Consider the following 16,544-nt stretch of genomic DNA (forward strand, 5'->3'; position numbering starts at 1 on the left):
GTTGAGGGAGGCTCAGGATACGACTTCGCCGGCCTGCGCGCTGGCTCAAATTCGCGCCGGCTTGCGCCGCGCGCGCATCCCCTGCCACCAGCCGCCCAGCTGGTTCACCACCAGCCCCAGCAGCACCGCGCCGGTGCCCAGCCATTGCTGCAGCAGCGGCCATTCGTCAAAGAACATCCAGGCCGACCACAGGCCCACCACCGGCACCAGCAGCGAGAACGGTGTGACACGCCCGGCCGGATGGCGCTTGAGCAAACGGGTCCAGAGGCTGTAGGCCAGCAGCGTGGCCAGCCAGGCCAGGAACAGCACCGACAGCACCGCCGGCCAGCGCAGGCCGGCCACCTGCTGCAGCACGGTCTGCGGGCCGTCCATCCACAGCGCCAGCGCCAGGAAGGGCAGCACCGGCACCGCGCTGCTCCAGACGATGAAGGGCAGCGGGTCGTAGTCGGCGACGCGGTTGGCCAGGCGCGTCACCAGGTTGGACACCGCCCACATGAAGCCCGCCGCCAGCGTGAGCACAAAACCCGCCAGCGTCATCTGGCCCGGCCCTTCGCCGTGCGCGGTGGCGATCAGCAGCAGCCCGCCGAGCGCCACCAGCAGGCCCAGCACCTGCGAGGGCCGGGCGCGTTCGCCCAGCACCGGCACCGCCAGCAACAGGGTGAAGAAGGCCTGGGTCTGCATCACCACCGAGGCCATGCCCACCGTCATGCCCAGGTGCAGGCCGAGGAACAGGAAACCGAACTGGCCCAGGCCCTGCGCCAGACCGTAGGCCACCACATAACGCCAGGGCAAGGGCGGGAACTTCACGAACAGCAGAAAGGGCAAGGCGGCGGCGGCAAAACGCAGCGCGCCCAGCAGCATGGGGCCGATGCCCTGCAGGCCGACCTTCATCACCGCAAAGTTCAGGCCCCAGATCAGCACCACGGCGAGCGCGCGCAGCAGGTCGCCGCGCGACAAGGGCATGGTGGCGCTCATGGGGCGCGCCGCACCGGTCGGCCCTGCGCATCGCGCGCGGCCACGAAGGCGTCGAAGGCTTGGGCGCTGGTCTTGCGCGGGGTGTAGCCAAAACGCGTTTTCAGCGCGGTGTTGAGCAGCACCGGCCGGTAGCGCAGGAAGTCGAGCTGCTCGGGGCCATACCGGCTCACGCCCAGCGCGGAACCGATCCGCAGCAGCGTGCGCAGCAGGCCGGCCGGCAGCACGCGGGTGCGTTTGCCCAGGCGCTGCGCGATCTGGTGGATGGTGAGCGCGCCATCACCCGCGAGGTTGTAGCAGCCGGCCCGCCCCTGGCCGCTGAGCGCGTGCAGGATGGCGCCGGTCACGTCCTCGTCCCAAATGAACACGAAGGGGCTGTCGCTGCCGGCAATGGCGATCAGGCGCGGCTTCTCGAACAGGGCCGTGATCTGGTTGTCGACCCGCTCGCCCAGGATGGTGCCGATGCGCAGCACGGTCTGCTGCAGTGCCGGGTGCTGGGCGCGCGCCTCGGCCAGCATCTCTTCCACCAGGCGTTTGTGGTGCGCGTAGGCAAACACCTCGTTGCCGCGCAGCGCGTGTTCTTCGGTCAGCCAGGCCGGGTTGTCGGCGTGGTAACCGTAGGCCGCACCGCTGCTGGAAACCACCAGGTGCGCCACGCGGTGCGCCAGGCAGGCCTCGATCACGTTGTGCGTGCCGCCCACGTCCACCGCGTATTCAAAGGCGCGGTTCGAGCCCTTGCCCGGCGTGACGATAGAGGCCAGGTGCACAACGGTGTCGACCGTGTGCAGCGACAAGGTGTCGGCCAGCGCGGCGTCGCGCACGTCCTGCACCACATACACCACGCCCGGCAGGCGGCGCTCGGCCGGCACCTCACGCACGTCCACCGCCACCAGGTGTTCAATGCCCGCGTGCTGCGCCAGCGCCTGCACCAGACTGCGGCCGAGAAAACCGTCCGCGCCGGTCACGAGCACACGCCGCGCCGCCGGCGCCACCTCCAGCACCTCGCTCATGTTTTCTCCAGATGCGGCACACCACCCTGCAGCGGCCGCCTGGACCACCAGTGCGCCAGCAGCAGGCCGGCGATGATGTCCCAGAAGCCCCACACGCCCGCCACCACGGCCATGCCACCCAGCCCACCGAAGAAGCTGAAGATGATGACCAGGCCCAGGCCGGCGTTGCGGATGCCGACTTCGATCGAGAGCGCGCGGCGGTCGTAGTCGGGCAAGCCGGCGGCGCGCGCGATGGCGTAACCGGTGCCGAAGGCCAGCGTGTCGTGGATCACCACCGCCAGCAGCACCAACCCCACGTAGTCGAGGAAGTAACGCCAGTTGCCGGCGATGGCGCCGATGATGAAGGCGATCAGCGCCAGGAAGCTCAGGATGCGCACCGGCTTCTTGAAGCGCGTGGTCCAGCCTGGAAAGCGGTGCGCGCACCAGATGCCGAGCACGAAGGGCACGCCGATGATGAGCAGGATGTGGACCAGCATCTCCAGCGGGTCGAGCGCGATGGTCTTGAGCAGCGGCGCTGCCGTCGGGTGCATGCCGCCCCAGAAAGCGAAGTTCAGCGGCATGGCGACGATGGCGATGGCGTTGGACACCGCCGTCATCGACACGCTCAGCGCCACGTTGCCGTTGGCGCGGTGCGTGAGGATGTTGCTCACGTTGCCCGGCGGGCAGCAGGCCACCAGGATCATGCCGAGCGCGATGCTCGGACCCGGCTGCAGCAGCAGCGTGAGCCCGAAGGTGATGGCGGGCAGTGCCACGAACTGGGCCACGATGCCGACGGTGAACGCCAACGGCATGCGCACGATGCGGCGGAAATCGTCCAGCCGCGTGTCCAGCGCGATGCCGAACATCAGGAAGGCCAGCACGGCGTTCAGCACGGCCAGCGAGGCCGGGTTGAAGTTGAGGCGGATTTCGTCCACGGGCAGCATGGTGGTCTCCTGATGGGGTGGTGGTGGTCGTGGAGGCTGCAGCGGCTCAGGCCAGGGCTTGCGACGCCTGCCGCACGGCGCGCCGGTACACGTCCTTGTTCACGTAATAGGCCATGCGTTCGAGCTGCAGGTACTTGTAGCCACCCGACAGGTCTGGCGGCGGGCCGGCCTTGGCGGTGGTGAAGGCGGCGGCGCTGGCCGTGCCCTGGTCCAGCCCCTTGAAGTAACGCGCCACCAGCTCGGCCTGCTCGTAGCGGCCCTGCCAGCCCAGGCCACTGGCCTCGACCATGCCGAGCACGGCCAGGCGGTGGAAACGCGGCGCGAAGATGTTGAGGTACAGGCGCGGCGCCATGCCCTGCCAGTTCAGCAGCGCGTGGTCGAGGAAGGGGTAATGCAGCTTGTAGCCGGTGGCGGCGAGCACCAGGTCGTAGTCGCCCTGGCTGCCGTCCCTGAAGTACACGGTGTGGCCGTCGAAGCGCGCGATGTCGGCGCGCACGCCCACGTCGCCATGGCCGATGTGGTACAGGATGAGCGAGTTCACCACCGGGTGCGACTCGTACATCTTGTAGGCCGGCTTGGGGAAACCGAAGCGCACCGGGTCGCCGGTGAACCACTTCAGGATGGTGCTGTCGATCTTCTGCTTGAGCCACGGCGGCAGCGTGATCTTGCCGCCGAGGGAGTCGGCCGGTTTGCCGAACACGTACTTGGGCACGAAGTAATAACCGCGGCGCACCGAGATGTCGACGCTGCGAGCCTGGTGCACCGCGTCCACCGCGATGTCGCAACCCGAGTTGCCGGCGCCCACGATCAGCACGCGTTTGCCGCGGAACTGCTCCGCGCTCTTGTAGGCCGAGGTGTGCAGCAACTCGCCCGCGAATGTGCCTTCAAAGGCCGGCATGTTGGGCTCGGCCAGTGTGCCGTTGGCCACCAGCACGCCCTTGTAGTCCTCGGTCTGCTCCACGCCGTCGGCGCCGCGCGTGGTCACGCGCCACAGCGTGTCGGGCGCGTCGCTCAGCGGCACCGCGCTCAGCACGCGCGTGCCGAAGCGGTAGTGCTGGCGCAGCTGGAAGTGGTCTGCAAAGGCGCCGAAGTAATCCAGCAACTCGCGGTGGCTGGGGTAATCGGCCACGCGCTCGGCCATCGGGAATTCGCTGAACTCCGTCATGCGTTTGCTGGAGATCAGGTGCGCCGACTGGTACACCGTGGAGCGCGGGTTGTGGATGTTCCACAGCCCGCCCACGTCGGTGTGGGCCTCGAAACCCTGGAAGGCAATGCCGTGCTTCTGCAGGCAGCGGGCACCGGCCAGGCCTGAGGGGCCGGCACCGATGAGGGCGATCTTGTGTTCGGTTGGCGTCATCGTCATTTTTTCAATCCGGGGATGTCGGTGGCGCCGGCTTCACCGGCACGGGGTTTGCGCGGTTGGCCGAGCAGGATGCGGTCGTGCAGGCGCGCGGGCAGCAGGCTGAGCGCACGTGAGAGCCAGCCGATCCGCCGCGGCAGCACGATGTGTTCGGTGCCGCCGGCCACGCCCGCGAGCAGGCGGCGCGCGGCCTCGTCGGGCTCCAGCAGGCCCGGCATGGCAAAGCGGTTGCCGGCGGTGAGCGCAGTGCGCAGGTAACCCGGGCTGACGGTGTGCACCGTGAGCGCCGTCGGGCGCAACTCGGCGCGCAGGCTCTGCAGGTAGGCGATCAGCCCGGCCTTGCTCGCGCAGTAGGCGCCATTGCCCGGCATGCCGCGCCAGCCCGCCACACTGGCCACACCCACCAGCGCGCCGCGCCGGCCGCTGCTGCGCATGGGCTCCAGAAACGGCTGGAAGCTGGTGGCCACGCCGAGCAGGTTGATCTCCAGCATGCGGCGCATCACCGCCAGGTCACTCGCCTGCGCGGTGTCGAAGCCACCGGCCACGCCGGCATTGGCCAGCACGAGATCCGGCGCGCCGAAGCGGCCCATCCAGTCCGCCGCCATCGCCTGCATCGCGGCCGGGTCGGACACGTCGGGCTGGTAGATCGCACAGCGCTCGGGCGCCAGCGCGGCGAGCGCTTCCAGCGCGGGGCGCTGCAGGCCCACCAGTGCGACGCGTGCGCCGCCAGCGATGAGCTGGTGCGCCAGCGCCTGTCCCAGGCCGCCGCAGGCCCCGGTCACCACGGCGTTGTGAAAAGTCGGTGTAGCCAAACCACCCATCTCCTCGAAGTTGTGTCCGCACTGTAGGGGCCTCTAGAATCTGTCTCGAAATAATTTACTTATTCGTCTCATTTTTCGAGATATGAACACTCTCACGGACAGCAGCCCCGGCCTGAGGCTGATGGAATTGCTGGACATGTTGACCCGGCAAGCCCAGCCCATGGCCTTGCCCGAAGTGGTCACGCTGACCGGCTGGCCCAAGCCCACCGTGCACCGCATGCTTTCACAACTGGAGCAAGGCGGTTGGCTGGTGCGGGAACCGGACGGCCGGCGCTACGCCATGGCGGCGCGCCTGCTGCGCCTGGCCGAAGCCGCCTTGAGCAACAGCGCCCAGCAGGGTGTGCGCCATGCGGTGTTGCGCCAGCTGGTGAGCGAGGTCGGCGAGAGCTGCAACCTGACGGCCCTGTCGGGCGCCGACGTGGTTTACCTGGACCGGGTGGAGTCGGCGTTTCCGCTGCGGCTGGAGTTGCGCCCGGGCACGCGCGTGCCGGCCCACTGCTCGGCCAGCGGCAAGCTGTTTCTGGCCTGGATGGGCGCGCGCCAGCGCCGCGCCCTGCTCGATGGTTTGATCCTCACGCGCTACACCGCCAACACCCTGACCGAACGCACCGCGCTCGAAGCCGAGCTGGACACGGTGCGGCGCGACGGCCACGCGGTGGACGCGGAAGAGTTCGTCGAAGGCCTGGTGTGTGTGGCGGTGCCGGTGTTTGCGCCCGGCCAGCGCAGCCTGCGCTGCGCGCTGGCCCTGCAGGCGCCGGCCGCGCGCATGTCCCTGGCACAGGCCCGGCTGCAGTTGCCGCGCCTGCAGCTCGCGGCCCAGGCGCTGGCACGCACGCTGGGCTGAAGCGCGAAAAAATCAGTACAGGGTGGCGCGCTGGCGCTCGGGCAGGGCCTGGTCGTAGGCCGCGCCGTCGATGCCGTCCTGCGTCAACGCCGCCAGCATGGCACCGGCCGTCGGCACCTCTGCTGGTGCCCCGGACGACCACAGGCTGCCGCGCTTGATGGCGCGCGCGCACTGGAAGAACACCGTCTCCACGGTGATGACCAGCACACACTTGGGCGGTTTGCCGTCCATGGCCAGGCGTTGCAGCAGCTCGGGTGCGACCGAGATGCGCGCGCGGCCGTTGACGCGCAGCGTCTCGCCCACGCCGGGCACCATGAACAGCAGGGCCACGCGCGGGTCGTGCAGGATGTTCTTCAGGCCGTCGATGCGGTTGTTGCCGGCGCGCTCGGGCAGCAGCAGCGTGTGTTCGTCCTGGATCGTCACGAGCCCGGGCGGGTCACCGCGCGGGGAGGTGTCCAGGCCATCGGGGCCGACGGTGGCCAGCACGGCAAAGGGCGAGGCCGCGATCCAGCGCTGGTAAACCGGGTGCAGGTGCGAGACCTCCTTGCGCAGCGAGGCTTCACCCACCGGGCCGAACAGGGCCTGCAGCGAAGCGAGGTCGGTGATGGTGTGGGTATCGGCAGGCACGGTCATGGTCAACACCGCCTTCAACCCATGCCGGGCAGCTTGGGCATGCCCTTCATGCCGCCCATGCGTTTCATCATCTTCATCATGCCGCCGCCCTTCATCTTCTTCATCATGCCCTGCATCTGCTCGAACTCCTTGAGCAGGCGGTTGACTTCCTGCACCTGCACACCCGCGCCCATGGCGATGCGGCGCTTGCGCGTGGCCTTGATGATCTCGGGCTTCTTGCGCTCCTTGAGCGTCATGCTGCAGATGATGCCCTCCTTGCGCTTGATGTCCTTCTCGGCGCGGTTCATGTCGACCTCGCCGGCCTTGGCGGCCATGGCCGCGGGCAGCTTGTCCATCAGGCTGGAGAGACCACCCATCTGCTTCATCTGGCGAATCTGCTCAAGAAAGTCGTTGAGGTCGAAACCCTCACCGCTCTTGACCTTGGCCGCGAGCTTCTGCGCCGCCGCCATGTCCACGCCAGCCGTGACCTGCTCGACCAGCGCCAGGATGTCGCCCATGCCCAGCACGCGCTGGGCGTGGCGGTCGGCGTCGAACACCTCCAGGCCGTCGATCTTTTCGGACACGCCGGCGAACTTGATCGGCGCGCCGGTGATCTGCCGCACCGACAGCGCGGCACCACCGCGCGAGTCGCCGTCGAGCTTGGTCAGCACGATGCCGGTGAGCGGCAGCGCGTCCTTGAAGGCCTTGGCGGTGTTGATCGCGTCCTGGCCCTGCATGGCATCGACCACGAACAACGTCTCCACCGGCTTGAGCACCGCATGCAGTTCCTGGATCTCGCGCATCAGCGCCTCGTCGATCGCCAGCCGGCCGGCGGTGTCGACCAGCAGCACATCGAAGTAGTGCTTGCGTGCGTGGTCGATGGCGGCGCGCGCGATGTCCACCGGCTTCTGGTCCGGCGTGCTGGGGAACCACTCGGCGCCGGCCTGCGCGGTCACGGTCTTGAGCTGCTCGATGGCCGCCGGGCGGTAGACGTCGCCCGAGACGGTGAGCACTTTCTTCTTGCGCTTCTCGATCAGGTGCTTGGCCAGCTTGGCGGTGGTGGTGGTCTTGCCCGCACCCTGCAGGCCGGCCATCAGGATCACCGCCGGCGGTTGTGCCGCCAGGTTGATGTCGGCCACGCCCTCGCCCATGGTGGCGGCCAGCTCGCGGTTGACGATGCCCACCAGCGCCTGGCCGGGCGTGAGCGAACCCACCACCTCGGCGCCCAGCGCTTTGTCCTTCACGCGGGCGATGAAATCGCGCACCACCGGCAGGGCCACGTCGGCCTCCAGCAAGGCCATGCGCACCTCGCGCAGCATGTCGGTGACATTGGACTCGGTGATGCGGGCCTGGCCGCGCATTTCCTTGACGATGCGTGAGAGTCTGTCTGAAAGGGCTGAAGCCATGCTGCGCTCGGTAGGGGAAAAGGGACGGAAAGCCGCGTCGGGCGGGCCGTCGGGCGGGCGTGTGGGCCAGCGGACCGGCGCTGTCAGGCCGGACAAGGCCGTTAAACTGTGCAGATGATTTTAGCTGCGCCCTTTCTTTCCACGCTTGGCGCGCCGCCCCGACCATGAGCCTGCTGCCCGCACTCGCGTCCAACCTGCCTGTCACGGTGTTCTCCGGCGGCGCGGCCCTGGCCTATGCCCTGCTGGCCTGGGCCCATCCGCGCCTGTCGGCGCCGCAGAGCCGGGGCCTGCTCGGCCTGGCCTGGCTGCTGCATCTGGTGGTGCTGCTGCTCGACCTGTTCGAACAGCCGGCGCGCTTCGGTTTTGCGCCCGCGCTGTCCGTCACGGCCTGGCTGGTGCTCACCGTCTACCTGATCGAAAGCCGCCTGTACCCGCAGATGCGCGCGCGCTGGACGCTGGCCATCCTCGGCATGGCGGTGGTGCTGCTCGCGCTGGTGTTCCCGGGCACGCCCTACCCGGCCCTGCACTCGCCGCTGATGCCACTGCACTGGGCGCTGGGCATCGCCTCCTACGGCCTGATCGCCGCCGCCGTGGTCCACGCCTGGCTGATGCAGCGCGCCGAAAAGGCCATGCGCCAGGGCAACGCCAGCGAGGCCGCCATGCCGCTGCTCACGCTGGAACGCCTCACCTTCCGTTTTGTCGCCGCCGGTTTTGCGCTGCTCAGCGCCACCTTGCTGGCCGGCTGGTATTTCTCCGAAACGCTCAACCACCGCTGGGTCTGGGACCACAAGACCACCTTCTCGCTGCTGTCCTGGATCACCATGGGCGTGCTGCTCTGGGGCCGCTGGCGCCTGGGCTGGCGCGGCCGCGTGGCCGTGCGCATGCTCTACGTGGCAGCCGGCTTCCTGCTGCTGGGTTACGCCGGCTCGCGCTTCGTGATCGAAGTGCTGCTGCACCGCGTCTGAGCCAACCAAGTCCCATGAAATACCTGCTCGTCCTCGCCGTGGTGGTCATCGCCTTCCATATCTGGCGCAACAACCGCCTGGCCGACCGCGCTGAAGCCCAGCGCAAGGCCGCCCCGCCGCGTGGCAAGCCCGCGGTGCCGGCCATCATGGTCGCCTGCCCGCAGTGCGGCACGCACCTGCCGCAGACCGAAGCGGTGCCGGGCCGCCAGGGCCACTACTGCAGCGACGAACACCGCCGCCTGCGGGAAGGCTGACATGGGCAGCGCCCCGAATTCCCAGTTCGCCCCCTCCTGGTACGCCGCCTTCGAAGGCAGCCACACGCAAGGCCGCGAGCAGCGCATGCGCGCCTTCGTGCGCCTCTGGAGCGCCTTCATGCGCGCGCGGGTGTTCATCGCCGCCGTGCTGCTGGCGCTGCAGGTGTTCGTGGTGGTCACCAAGGCCGGCGGGCCAGAATGGCTGGTGTTGCTGTGCGCCCTGCACCTGAGCGCGGCGGTGGTGGTGCTGTACGCCTGGCGTCCGGTGGAACACGGCCGGCCGCTGCACCTTCAATGGCTGCTCACCATCGGCGTCGACGTGCTGGTGTTTGCCCTGCTGCAGAACTTCCAGCTCGGTGGCATCAACTACACCGCCCTGTTTGCGCTGCCGCTGCTGCTGGCATCCATCCTCGGACCGCTCACGCTCGCGCTGGGCACCGCGGCCGCCATCACGCTCTACCTGCTGGGCGAGGCCTCATGGAGCGCCTGGCTGCTCAACGACCTGTCGGCCGCGCGTTTCCTGCAGGCCGGCCTGACCGGCACGGGCTTCTTTCTGGTGGCGGTGCTGGCCAACCAGCTGGCGATCCGGCTGGCGCGCGAAGAAGCCCTGGCCGCCAGCAGCCAGGCCGCGGCGCGCGCGCAGGCACAGGTCAACGAACTGGTGATCGAGAGCCTCACGGTGGGCGTGCTGGTGGTGGACGTGCACGGCGTGGTGCGCAGCGCCAACCCGGCGGCCCAGGCCATGCTGCTCGGCCAGGTGTCGCCCACCGCCGCCAAGCTGCTGCTGTCAGCGCGCTCGAGCTGGCAACACCTGGCGCACCTGGTGAGCGAGACCTTCACCGCCGGCCAGGCGCTGGAGATGGAAACCACCATCGACAACGAGGACCGGCCGAGCCAGCGCCTGCATGCGCGCACCCGGCTGACGGCACAGGGCAGCCGCCGCGCCGGCCTGTGCGTGTTGTTCCTGGAAGACCTGCGGGAAGTCGAGGCGCGTGTGCGCACCGAAAAGCTCGCGTCTATGGGCCGCATGTCGGCCGCGGTGGCGCACGAAATCCGCAACCCGCTCTCGGCCATCAGCCAGGCCAACGCATTGCTCGACGAAGAAGTTCAGGCGGTGGCGCAGAAGCGGCTGACGCGCATGATCGACCAGAACGCGCAGCGGCTCGCGCGTATCGTCGACGACATCCTCAACGTGGCGCGCGCCCAACCCAACCCGGACCTGGCGGCCGCGCCCTCGCTGCCGCTGGACCCCACGGTGCGCCAGATCACGGTCGAGTGGGCGCGGCAGAACCAGTCCGAACGGGTGCTGGGCGTGCACGTGCATGCGCCGGCCGCCTACGTGGGCTTCGACCCCGAACACCTGCGCCGCCTGCTGATCAACCTGCTGGACAACGCGCTGCGCCACGCCTCGGGCAAACCGTCGTCGATCCGCGTCATCACCCAGCCCAGCGGCAACGAACACATCCGGCTCTCGGTGTGGAGCGACGGCCAGGCGCTGGAAGACAGCGTGATGCGCCACCTGTTCGAACCCTTCTTCTCGTCCGAGAGCCGCTCCAGCGGCCTGGGCCTCTACATCTGCCGCGAGCTGTGCGAGCGCTACGGCGCGCAGATTGCCTACCGGCGCACGCGCCTGGACCAGCGCGACGGCAACGAGTTCTACGCCCTGATCCCGTCCAACGGCCGCGAAGCGGTGCCGCGTGAACCCCTGCAACAAAGCCTCTCTTACCCGATGGGCGATTCGGTGGCCACGCGCAACGCGCCGTACAGCCGCCCGGCCTCCACCGGCGGCGTGCCGCTGACCACCCGTTGACCGCCCCGATGCCCGCACCCGCCCAAGCCGCCTCCGTGCTGGTCGTCGACGACGAACCCGACCTGCGCACCCTGTACGAACTCACGCTGCTGCGCGAAGGCCATGCGGTGGTGGCCGCGCCCGATCTGACGCAGGCGCGCGAATGGCTGGCGCAGCAACACTTTGACGTGCTCATTTCCGACATGCGCCTGCCCGACGGCCTGGGCCTGGAGCTGCTGCGTGAACTGGGCGATGCACAGCGGCCGGAGAAGTGCATCGTGATCACCGCCTACGGCTCGGCCGAGAACGCGGTCGAGTCACTCAAGGCCGGCGCCTTCGACTACCTCACCAAGCCGGTGGACCTGAAGCAACTGCGCGGCGCGGTGACCGCGGCGTTGCAAAGCCGGCAGTCGCCCACGGCGCCCAACGGCACCGGTGCGGCCGCTGGCGCAAACGGCGCGGCCGATGGCGCGGCGCGCAAGCCCGCCCCCACCTCCAGCGGCAGCCAGTCGCTGCGCCGCATCGTCGGAGGGTCGCCGAGCATCGTGCAGATCAAGGCGCGCATCGAAAAGGTGGCCTCCAGCATGGCGCCCGTGCTCATCCTGGGCGAGTCCGGCACCGGCAAGGAACTGGTGGCGCGCGCGGTGCACGATTGCAGCCACCGCAGCAGCGGCCCCTTTGTGGCGGTCAACTGCGGCGCGATTCCCGAGAACCTGATCGAGGCCGAATTCTTCGGCGCGCGCAAGGGCGCTTACACCGGTGCCACCACCGACCGCGAAGGCTACTTCCAGGCCGCGCGTGGCGGCACCCTGTTCCTCGACGAAATCGGCGACCTGCCGCTGGCCATGCAAGCCAAGCTGCTGCGCGTGATCCAGGAGCGGCGCGTGCGTGCCCTGGGTGGCGTGCAGGAAGAGGCGGTCGACGTGCGCCTGGTCAGTGCCACCCACCGCGACCTCAATGCCCTGGTGCAGGCGGGCCAGTTCCGGCAAGACCTGTTCTACCGCCTCAACGTGATCGGCTTGCGCACACCGGCGCTGCGCGAACGGCGCGAAGACCTGCCCAACCTGGTCCATGCGTTGCTGGCGCGGTTGTGCGCCGAGTCCGGCCAGGGCGTGCCCGAGATGTCGCCGCGCGCGCTGGCCTGGCTGCAGGCGAGAGAACTGCCGGGCAACGTGCGTGAACTCGAGAACCTGCTGCAACGCGCCCTGGCGCTGAGCAGCGGCGAGACGCTGGAGCCCCACGACTTCGGCGAAGAGGCCGAGGACGCGGACGAGATTCCCACCGTACCCGATGCGCTGTCGCCGGCCGACGGCCCGGGCACCGCCACGCCGCCGCACCCACCCGAAGAGATTCCCGCCGACCTGCAGGCCTACCTGGACCAGCAGGAACGCCAGGTGCTGCTCAAGGCGCTGCGCGAGAGCGACTTCAACCGCACCGCCGCCGCGGCCAGGCTCGGGCTGAACCTGCGGCAGATGCGTTACCGCATCCAGCGCCTGGGCATCGCCATGCCCTCCTCCGACGATGACGACGCCAGCTGAAGCCAGCGCCGCCGGCGGCTGGGTCGGCGGCTGGTTGTCCACTGCGCGCCACTGCCCCTCGCCCAACTTCGGCCCCCGCCCGGAAGGTGCGCACATCGACCTGATCGTGCTGCACTCCATCAGCCTGCCGCCCGGCATCTACGGCGGGCCCGAGGTCGAGCAGCTGTTCAGCAACCAGCTCGACTGGCAGGCCGATCCCTACTTCGAACAGATCCGCGGCATCGAGGTGTCGGCGCACTTCTTCGTGCGCCGCGACGGCGAGCTGGTGCAGTTCGTGGACGCCGACGCACGCGCCTGGCACGCCGGCGCCTCGCGCTGGCGTGGCCGCGAGAACTGCAACGACGATTCCATCGGCATCGAACTCGAAGGCCTGGAGGGCGATCGTTTCGAGGCCGCGCAGTACGACACCCTGGCGCGGCTGTGCCGGCAACTCGCGCTGCGTTACCCGGTGACGCACATCGCCGGTCACGAGCACATCGCACCCGGGCGCAAGATCGATCCCGGACCGGGCTTTGACTGGCCACGCCTGCAAAGTGGGCTGGCTGAAAAAAAATTTGTTTTTCCGGCAGAGGTCGCGCACCGCCCACCGCTCGACAGCTGAGCACCCCGGCAGGAAAATGGCGCTGTGCGCGCAGACCCTGCAACGGCGCGCCCGGCGATGGCAAATCGCCCCGCAACGCGCAGCGGCACAGGGTTTTTTCCCGGCATGGCAGGCGCTGCGCCCACTCCAGGCGGCCCAGATCACAAGCGTCCGGGTCACACACCACGCGCATTTTTTGCTTGGCGAAAAATGCCCTGCGCACATAACCAAAAGCTTTATCAAAAACACTACCGGTAGTGCCTTGAAGTAGACCCGCACACCAGATATAGTGTGCGCTGTGAGTTCCGGCTCGCCACCAACCCGCACATCGACACCGCCTCAAACCGCTTGAGGCGAGCGGCCGCAGTGGCAACCGGCAACCCGTACCGCCTGACGGCGCCTGTCATCGCGCACCGAGCAGCCGATTCAGTGACCCAACAACAAACGAAAGAGGAACCATGCTGACCGCCAACCCCGTCCCCCAACCGTCGTCCGCCGCGCAAAAGCCCACCGTGGCCCCGACCGCGCCGGCACTGACCGCCAACAGCTCGGTTTTTTCCAACTACCAGATCATCCGCCGCAACGGCGCCGTGGTGCCGTTCGAGCCCAGCAAGATCGCTGTCGCCATGATGAAAGCCTTCCTCGCGGTGCACGGCACCCAGGGCGCGGCATCGGCCAGCGTGCGCGAAACGGTGGACGAGCTGACCCAGAACGTGGTCCGCGCCCTGATGCGCTCGCGCCCTGGCGGCGGCACCTTCCACATCGAAGACGTGCAGGACCAGGTGGAACTCGGCCTGATGCGCAGCGGCCACCACGAAGTCGCCCGCGCCTATGTGCTGTACCGTGAGCGCCGCACCCAGGAACGCGCGCACCAGGCCGAAGTCGCCCAGTCCAGCGAGCCCGTGCTGCACGTGATCGACAACGGCCAGCGCGTGCCGCTCGACCTGCAACGCCTGCAAGGCCTGATCGCCGCCGCCTGCAGCAACCTGGGCAAGGACGTCAAGGCCGACCCCATCGTCGCCGAGACCAAGCGCAACCTGTACGACGGCGTGCCCATGGAAGAGGTCTACAAGGCCTCCATCCTGGCCGCGCGCACGCTGATCGAAAAAGACCCGGACTACACCTACGCCACGGCGCGCCTGCTGCTGCACACCATCGTCAAGGAAGTGATGGGCGAAGAAGTGCCCGCCGACCAGATGGGCGCGCGTTACGCCGAAACCTTCCCGCAGTTCATCCAGAAGGGCGTGGACAACGACCTGCTCGACGAGAAGCTGCTGCAGTTCGACCTGGCCCGCCTGGGCGCCGCGCTCAAGCCCGAGCGCGACCTGCAATTTGACTACCTCGGCCTGCAGACCCTGTACGACCGCTACTTCCTGCACGTGCGCAAGACCCGCATCGAGCTGCCCCAGTCCTTCTTCATGCGCGTGGCCATGGGCCTGTCGCTCAACGAAGTCGACCGCGAAGCGCGCGCCATCGAGTTCTACGAAGTGCTGTCCAAGTTCGACTTCATGTCGTCCACCCCGACGCTGTTCAACAGCGGCACGCTGCGTTCGCAGCTCTCCAGCTGCTACCTGACCACGGTGCCCGACGACCTCGACGGCATCTACGAGTCGATCAAGGAAAACGCCCTGCTGTCCAAGTTCGCCGGCGGCCTGGGCAACGACTGGACGCGCGTGCGCGCCCTGGGTTCGCACATCAAGGGCACCAACGGCGAGTCGCAAGGCGTGGTGCCGTTCCTCAAGGTGGTCAACGACACCGCCGTGGCGGTGAACCAGGGCGGCAAGCGCAAGGGCGCGGTCTGCACCTACCTGGAAACCTGGCACCTGGACATCGAAGAATTCCTGGAGCTGCGCAAGAACACCGGCGACGACCGCCGCCGCACCCACGACATGAACACGGCGAACTGGATTCCCGACCTGTTCATGAAGCGCGTGATGGAAAAGGGCGACTGGAGCCTGTTCTCGCCCAACAACACGCCCGACCTGCACGACCTGTTCGGCGCCGACTTTGAAAAGGCCTATGTGGCCTACGAAGAAAAGGCCGAGCGTGGCGAGATCAAGCCCTACCGCAAGGTGCCCGCCAGCGACCTGTGGCGCAAGATGCTCTCGATGCTGTTCGAGACCGGCCACCCCTGGATCACCTTCAAGGACGCCTGCAACGTGCGCAGCCCGCAGCAGCACGCCGGTGTGGTCCACAGCTCCAACCTGTGCACCGAGATCACGCTCAACACCAGCGACACCGAAACCGCGGTCTGCAACCTGGGCTCGGTCAACCTGCTCAACCACGTCAAACTGAACGACGACGGCAACAAGGTGCTGGACCACGACAAGCTGCAGGTCACGATCAAGACCGCCATGCGCATGCTCGACAACGTGATCGACATCAACTACTACGCGGTCAAGAAGGCGCGTGACTCCAACTTGCGCCACCGCCCGGTGGGCCTGGGCCTGATGGGCTTCCAGGACGCGCTGTACGAACTGCGCATCCCCTACGCCTCCAACGACGCGGTGGAATTCGCCGACCGTTCGATGGAAGCGATCTGCTACTACGCCTACTGGGCCTCGACCGAGCTGGCACGTGAGCGCGGCCGTTACGCCAGCTACCGCGGCTCGCTGTGGGACCAGGGCATCCTGCCGCCCGACACGCTGGACCTGCTGGCACGCGAGCGCGGCGGCTATGTGGACGTGGACCGTTCCAGCAACCTGAACTGGGATGCTCTGCGCCAGAAGATCGCCACCGACGGCATGCGCAACTCCAACTGCGTGGCCATCGCACCGACCGCGACCATCTCCAACATCGTCGGCGTGGACGCCTCCATCGAGCCCTGCTTCGGCAACCTCTCGGTGAAGTCCAACCTGTCGGGCGAGTTCACCGTCATCAACGGCTACCTGGTGAAAGACCTCAAGCGCCTGGGCCTGTGGGACGACGTGATGGTCATGGACCTCAAACACTTCGACGGTTCGCTGCGTCCGATCGACCGCGTGCCGCAAGAGATGAAGGCGCTCTACGCCACCGCATTCGAAGTCGAACCGCTGTGGCTGGTGGAAGCTGCTGCGCGCCGCCAGAAGTGGATCGACCAGGCGCAGAGCCTGAACATCTACATGGCCGGCGCCTCGGGCAAGAAGCTCGACGACACCTACAAGCTCGCCTGGTTGCGTGGCCTCAAGACCACCTATTACCTGCGCACCACGTCGGCCACGCAAGTGGAGAAATCCACCGGCCGCACGGGTCAGCTCAACGCAGTCTCGGTCGGCACCGCCACCGCCACTGCAGCCAACGTTGCACCAGCCGTGGTGTCGGCACCCGAGGCCGACATCACCGACGTCGAGTCCGCCACCGACGTCAAGTTCTGCGCGATTGACGATCCGGGTTGCGAAGCCTGCCAATGATGGGCTGCATGCACGCACGTGTTGTGGTCTTCATCGAATGCAATTCGATGCAACACCGCAACACAAATTGCGTGCATCGCG

At 68.0% G+C, this 16,544-nt stretch carries 14 protein-coding genes; 7 read left to right on the forward strand and 7 right to left on the reverse strand.

The features are described 5' to 3' along the window. Positions 1–45 precede the first annotated feature (45 nt). From HPA01S_RS03850 to HPA01S_RS03870, 5 genes are read right to left on the reverse strand one after another with little or no spacing between them, the layout of a single operon-like run. On the reverse strand, positions 46–975 hold the full coding sequence (locus tag HPA01S_RS03850; protein WP_084360447.1) for an EamA family transporter: 930 nt from the start codon (positions 973–975) through the stop codon (positions 46–48). Further along, positions 972–1,982, reverse strand: a complete 1,011-nt coding sequence (locus HPA01S_RS03855; RefSeq protein WP_066266911.1) for an SDR family oxidoreductase — start codon at positions 1,980–1,982, stop codon at positions 972–974. Before HPA01S_RS03855 ends, HPA01S_RS03850 begins: the two co-directional genes overlap by 4 nt. Continuing rightward, positions 1,979–2,905 carry a bile acid:sodium symporter family protein gene (locus tag HPA01S_RS03860; RefSeq protein ID WP_084360448.1) on the reverse strand — a complete coding sequence of 309 codons (927 nt, stop codon included), beginning with the start codon at positions 2,903–2,905 and terminating at the stop codon, positions 1,979–1,981. The genes HPA01S_RS03855 and HPA01S_RS03860 overlap by 4 nt, the downstream gene beginning before the upstream one ends. A gap of 46 nt (positions 2,906–2,951) precedes the next feature. Continuing rightward, positions 2,952–4,262, reverse strand: a complete 1,311-nt coding sequence (locus tag HPA01S_RS03865; RefSeq protein WP_157084894.1) for a flavin-containing monooxygenase — start codon at positions 4,260–4,262, stop codon at positions 2,952–2,954. A gap of 2 nt (positions 4,263–4,264) precedes the next feature. Continuing rightward, complete coding sequence (locus HPA01S_RS03870; RefSeq protein WP_245638564.1) at positions 4,265–5,077, reverse strand: SDR family oxidoreductase; 813 nt, start codon at positions 5,075–5,077, stop codon at positions 4,265–4,267. 91 nt (positions 5,078–5,168) lie between these two features. On the opposite strand from HPA01S_RS03870, the gene HPA01S_RS03875 reads away from it, so the two are divergent. Beyond that, positions 5,169–5,930, forward strand: a complete 762-nt coding sequence (locus tag HPA01S_RS03875) for an IclR family transcriptional regulator (protein ID WP_066266916.1) — start codon at positions 5,169–5,171, stop codon at positions 5,928–5,930. Positions 5,931–5,942: 12 nt separating this feature from the next. On the opposite strand, the gene HPA01S_RS03880 is transcribed toward HPA01S_RS03875, so the two are convergent. Beyond that, on the reverse strand, positions 5,943–6,563 hold the full coding sequence (locus HPA01S_RS03880; RefSeq protein ID WP_066267280.1) for a pyridoxamine 5'-phosphate oxidase family protein: 621 nt from the start codon (positions 6,561–6,563) through the stop codon (positions 5,943–5,945). 14 nt (positions 6,564–6,577) lie between these two features. Further along, positions 6,578–7,948 (reverse strand): signal recognition particle protein, encoded by a 1,371-nt coding sequence (gene ffh, locus HPA01S_RS03885; protein ID WP_066266918.1) that lies wholly within the window; start codon positions 7,946–7,948, stop codon positions 6,578–6,580. A 164-nt stretch (positions 7,949–8,112) separates the two neighbouring features. Here ffh and HPA01S_RS03890 point away from each other — a divergent pair, with 164 nt between their 5' ends. From HPA01S_RS03890 to HPA01S_RS03915, 6 genes are all read left to right on the forward strand, one after another. Beyond that, positions 8,113–8,913: a cytochrome C assembly family protein gene (locus HPA01S_RS03890; RefSeq protein WP_157084895.1), complete on the forward strand. Its 801-nt coding sequence runs from the start codon at positions 8,113–8,115 to the stop codon at positions 8,911–8,913. 14 nt (positions 8,914–8,927) lie between these two features. Further along, positions 8,928–9,167, forward strand: a complete 240-nt coding sequence (locus HPA01S_RS03895) for a PP0621 family protein (protein ID WP_066266921.1) — start codon at positions 8,928–8,930, stop codon at positions 9,165–9,167. Between the two features lies 1 nt (position 9,168). Then, positions 9,169–10,977, forward strand: a complete 1,809-nt coding sequence (locus HPA01S_RS03900; protein WP_066266923.1) for a sensor histidine kinase — start codon at positions 9,169–9,171, stop codon at positions 10,975–10,977. 8 nt (positions 10,978–10,985) lie between these two features. Further along, positions 10,986–12,494, forward strand: a complete 1,509-nt coding sequence (locus HPA01S_RS03905; protein WP_066266925.1) for a sigma-54-dependent transcriptional regulator — start codon at positions 10,986–10,988, stop codon at positions 12,492–12,494. Further along, positions 12,478–13,095 carry a 1,6-anhydro-N-acetylmuramyl-L-alanine amidase AmpD gene (ampD, locus tag HPA01S_RS03910; RefSeq protein ID WP_066266926.1) on the forward strand — a complete coding sequence of 206 codons (618 nt, stop codon included), beginning with the start codon at positions 12,478–12,480 and terminating at the stop codon, positions 13,093–13,095. Before HPA01S_RS03905 ends, ampD begins: the two co-directional genes overlap by 17 nt. 437 nt (positions 13,096–13,532) lie before the next feature. Further along, positions 13,533–16,463 (forward strand): ribonucleoside-diphosphate reductase subunit alpha, encoded by a 2,931-nt coding sequence (locus HPA01S_RS03915; protein ID WP_066266928.1) that lies wholly within the window; start codon positions 13,533–13,535, stop codon positions 16,461–16,463. Positions 16,464–16,544 lie beyond the last annotated feature (81 nt).

It is taken from the genome of Hydrogenophaga palleronii NBRC 102513 (assembly GCF_001571225.1).
Lineage (GTDB): Bacteria > Pseudomonadota > Gammaproteobacteria > Burkholderiales > Burkholderiaceae_C > Hydrogenophaga > Hydrogenophaga palleronii.

Excerpts from the sequence above, each read along its gene's own strand:
- HPA01S_RS03850 (WP_084360447.1), bottom strand. The coding sequence starts at position 975 with ATGAGCGCCACCATGCCCTTGTCGCGCGGCGACCTGCTGCGCGCGCTC.
- HPA01S_RS03855 (WP_066266911.1), bottom strand. The coding sequence starts at position 1,982 with ATGAGCGAGGTGCTGGAGGTGGCGCCGGCGGCGCGGCGTGTGCTCGTG.
- HPA01S_RS03860 (WP_084360448.1), bottom strand. The coding sequence starts at position 2,905 with ATGCTGCCCGTGGACGAAATCCGCCTCAACTTCAACCCGGCCTCGCTG.
- HPA01S_RS03865 (WP_157084894.1), bottom strand. The coding sequence starts at position 4,262 with ATGACGCCAACCGAACACAAGATCGCCCTCATCGGTGCCGGCCCCTCA.
- HPA01S_RS03875 (WP_066266916.1), top strand. The coding sequence starts at position 5,169 with ATGAACACTCTCACGGACAGCAGCCCCGGCCTGAGGCTGATGGAATTG.
- HPA01S_RS03880 (WP_066267280.1), bottom strand. The coding sequence starts at position 6,563 with ATGACCGTGCCTGCCGATACCCACACCATCACCGACCTCGCTTCGCTG.
- ffh (WP_066266918.1), bottom strand. The coding sequence starts at position 7,948 with ATGGCTTCAGCCCTTTCAGACAGACTCTCACGCATCGTCAAGGAAATG.
- HPA01S_RS03890 (WP_157084895.1), top strand. The coding sequence starts at position 8,113 with ATGAGCCTGCTGCCCGCACTCGCGTCCAACCTGCCTGTCACGGTGTTC.
- HPA01S_RS03895 (WP_066266921.1), top strand. The coding sequence starts at position 8,928 with ATGAAATACCTGCTCGTCCTCGCCGTGGTGGTCATCGCCTTCCATATC.
- HPA01S_RS03900 (WP_066266923.1), top strand. The coding sequence starts at position 9,169 with ATGGGCAGCGCCCCGAATTCCCAGTTCGCCCCCTCCTGGTACGCCGCC.
- HPA01S_RS03905 (WP_066266925.1), top strand. The coding sequence starts at position 10,986 with ATGCCCGCACCCGCCCAAGCCGCCTCCGTGCTGGTCGTCGACGACGAA.
- ampD (WP_066266926.1), top strand. The coding sequence starts at position 12,478 with ATGACGACGCCAGCTGAAGCCAGCGCCGCCGGCGGCTGGGTCGGCGGC.
- HPA01S_RS03915 (WP_066266928.1), top strand. The coding sequence starts at position 13,533 with ATGCTGACCGCCAACCCCGTCCCCCAACCGTCGTCCGCCGCGCAAAAG.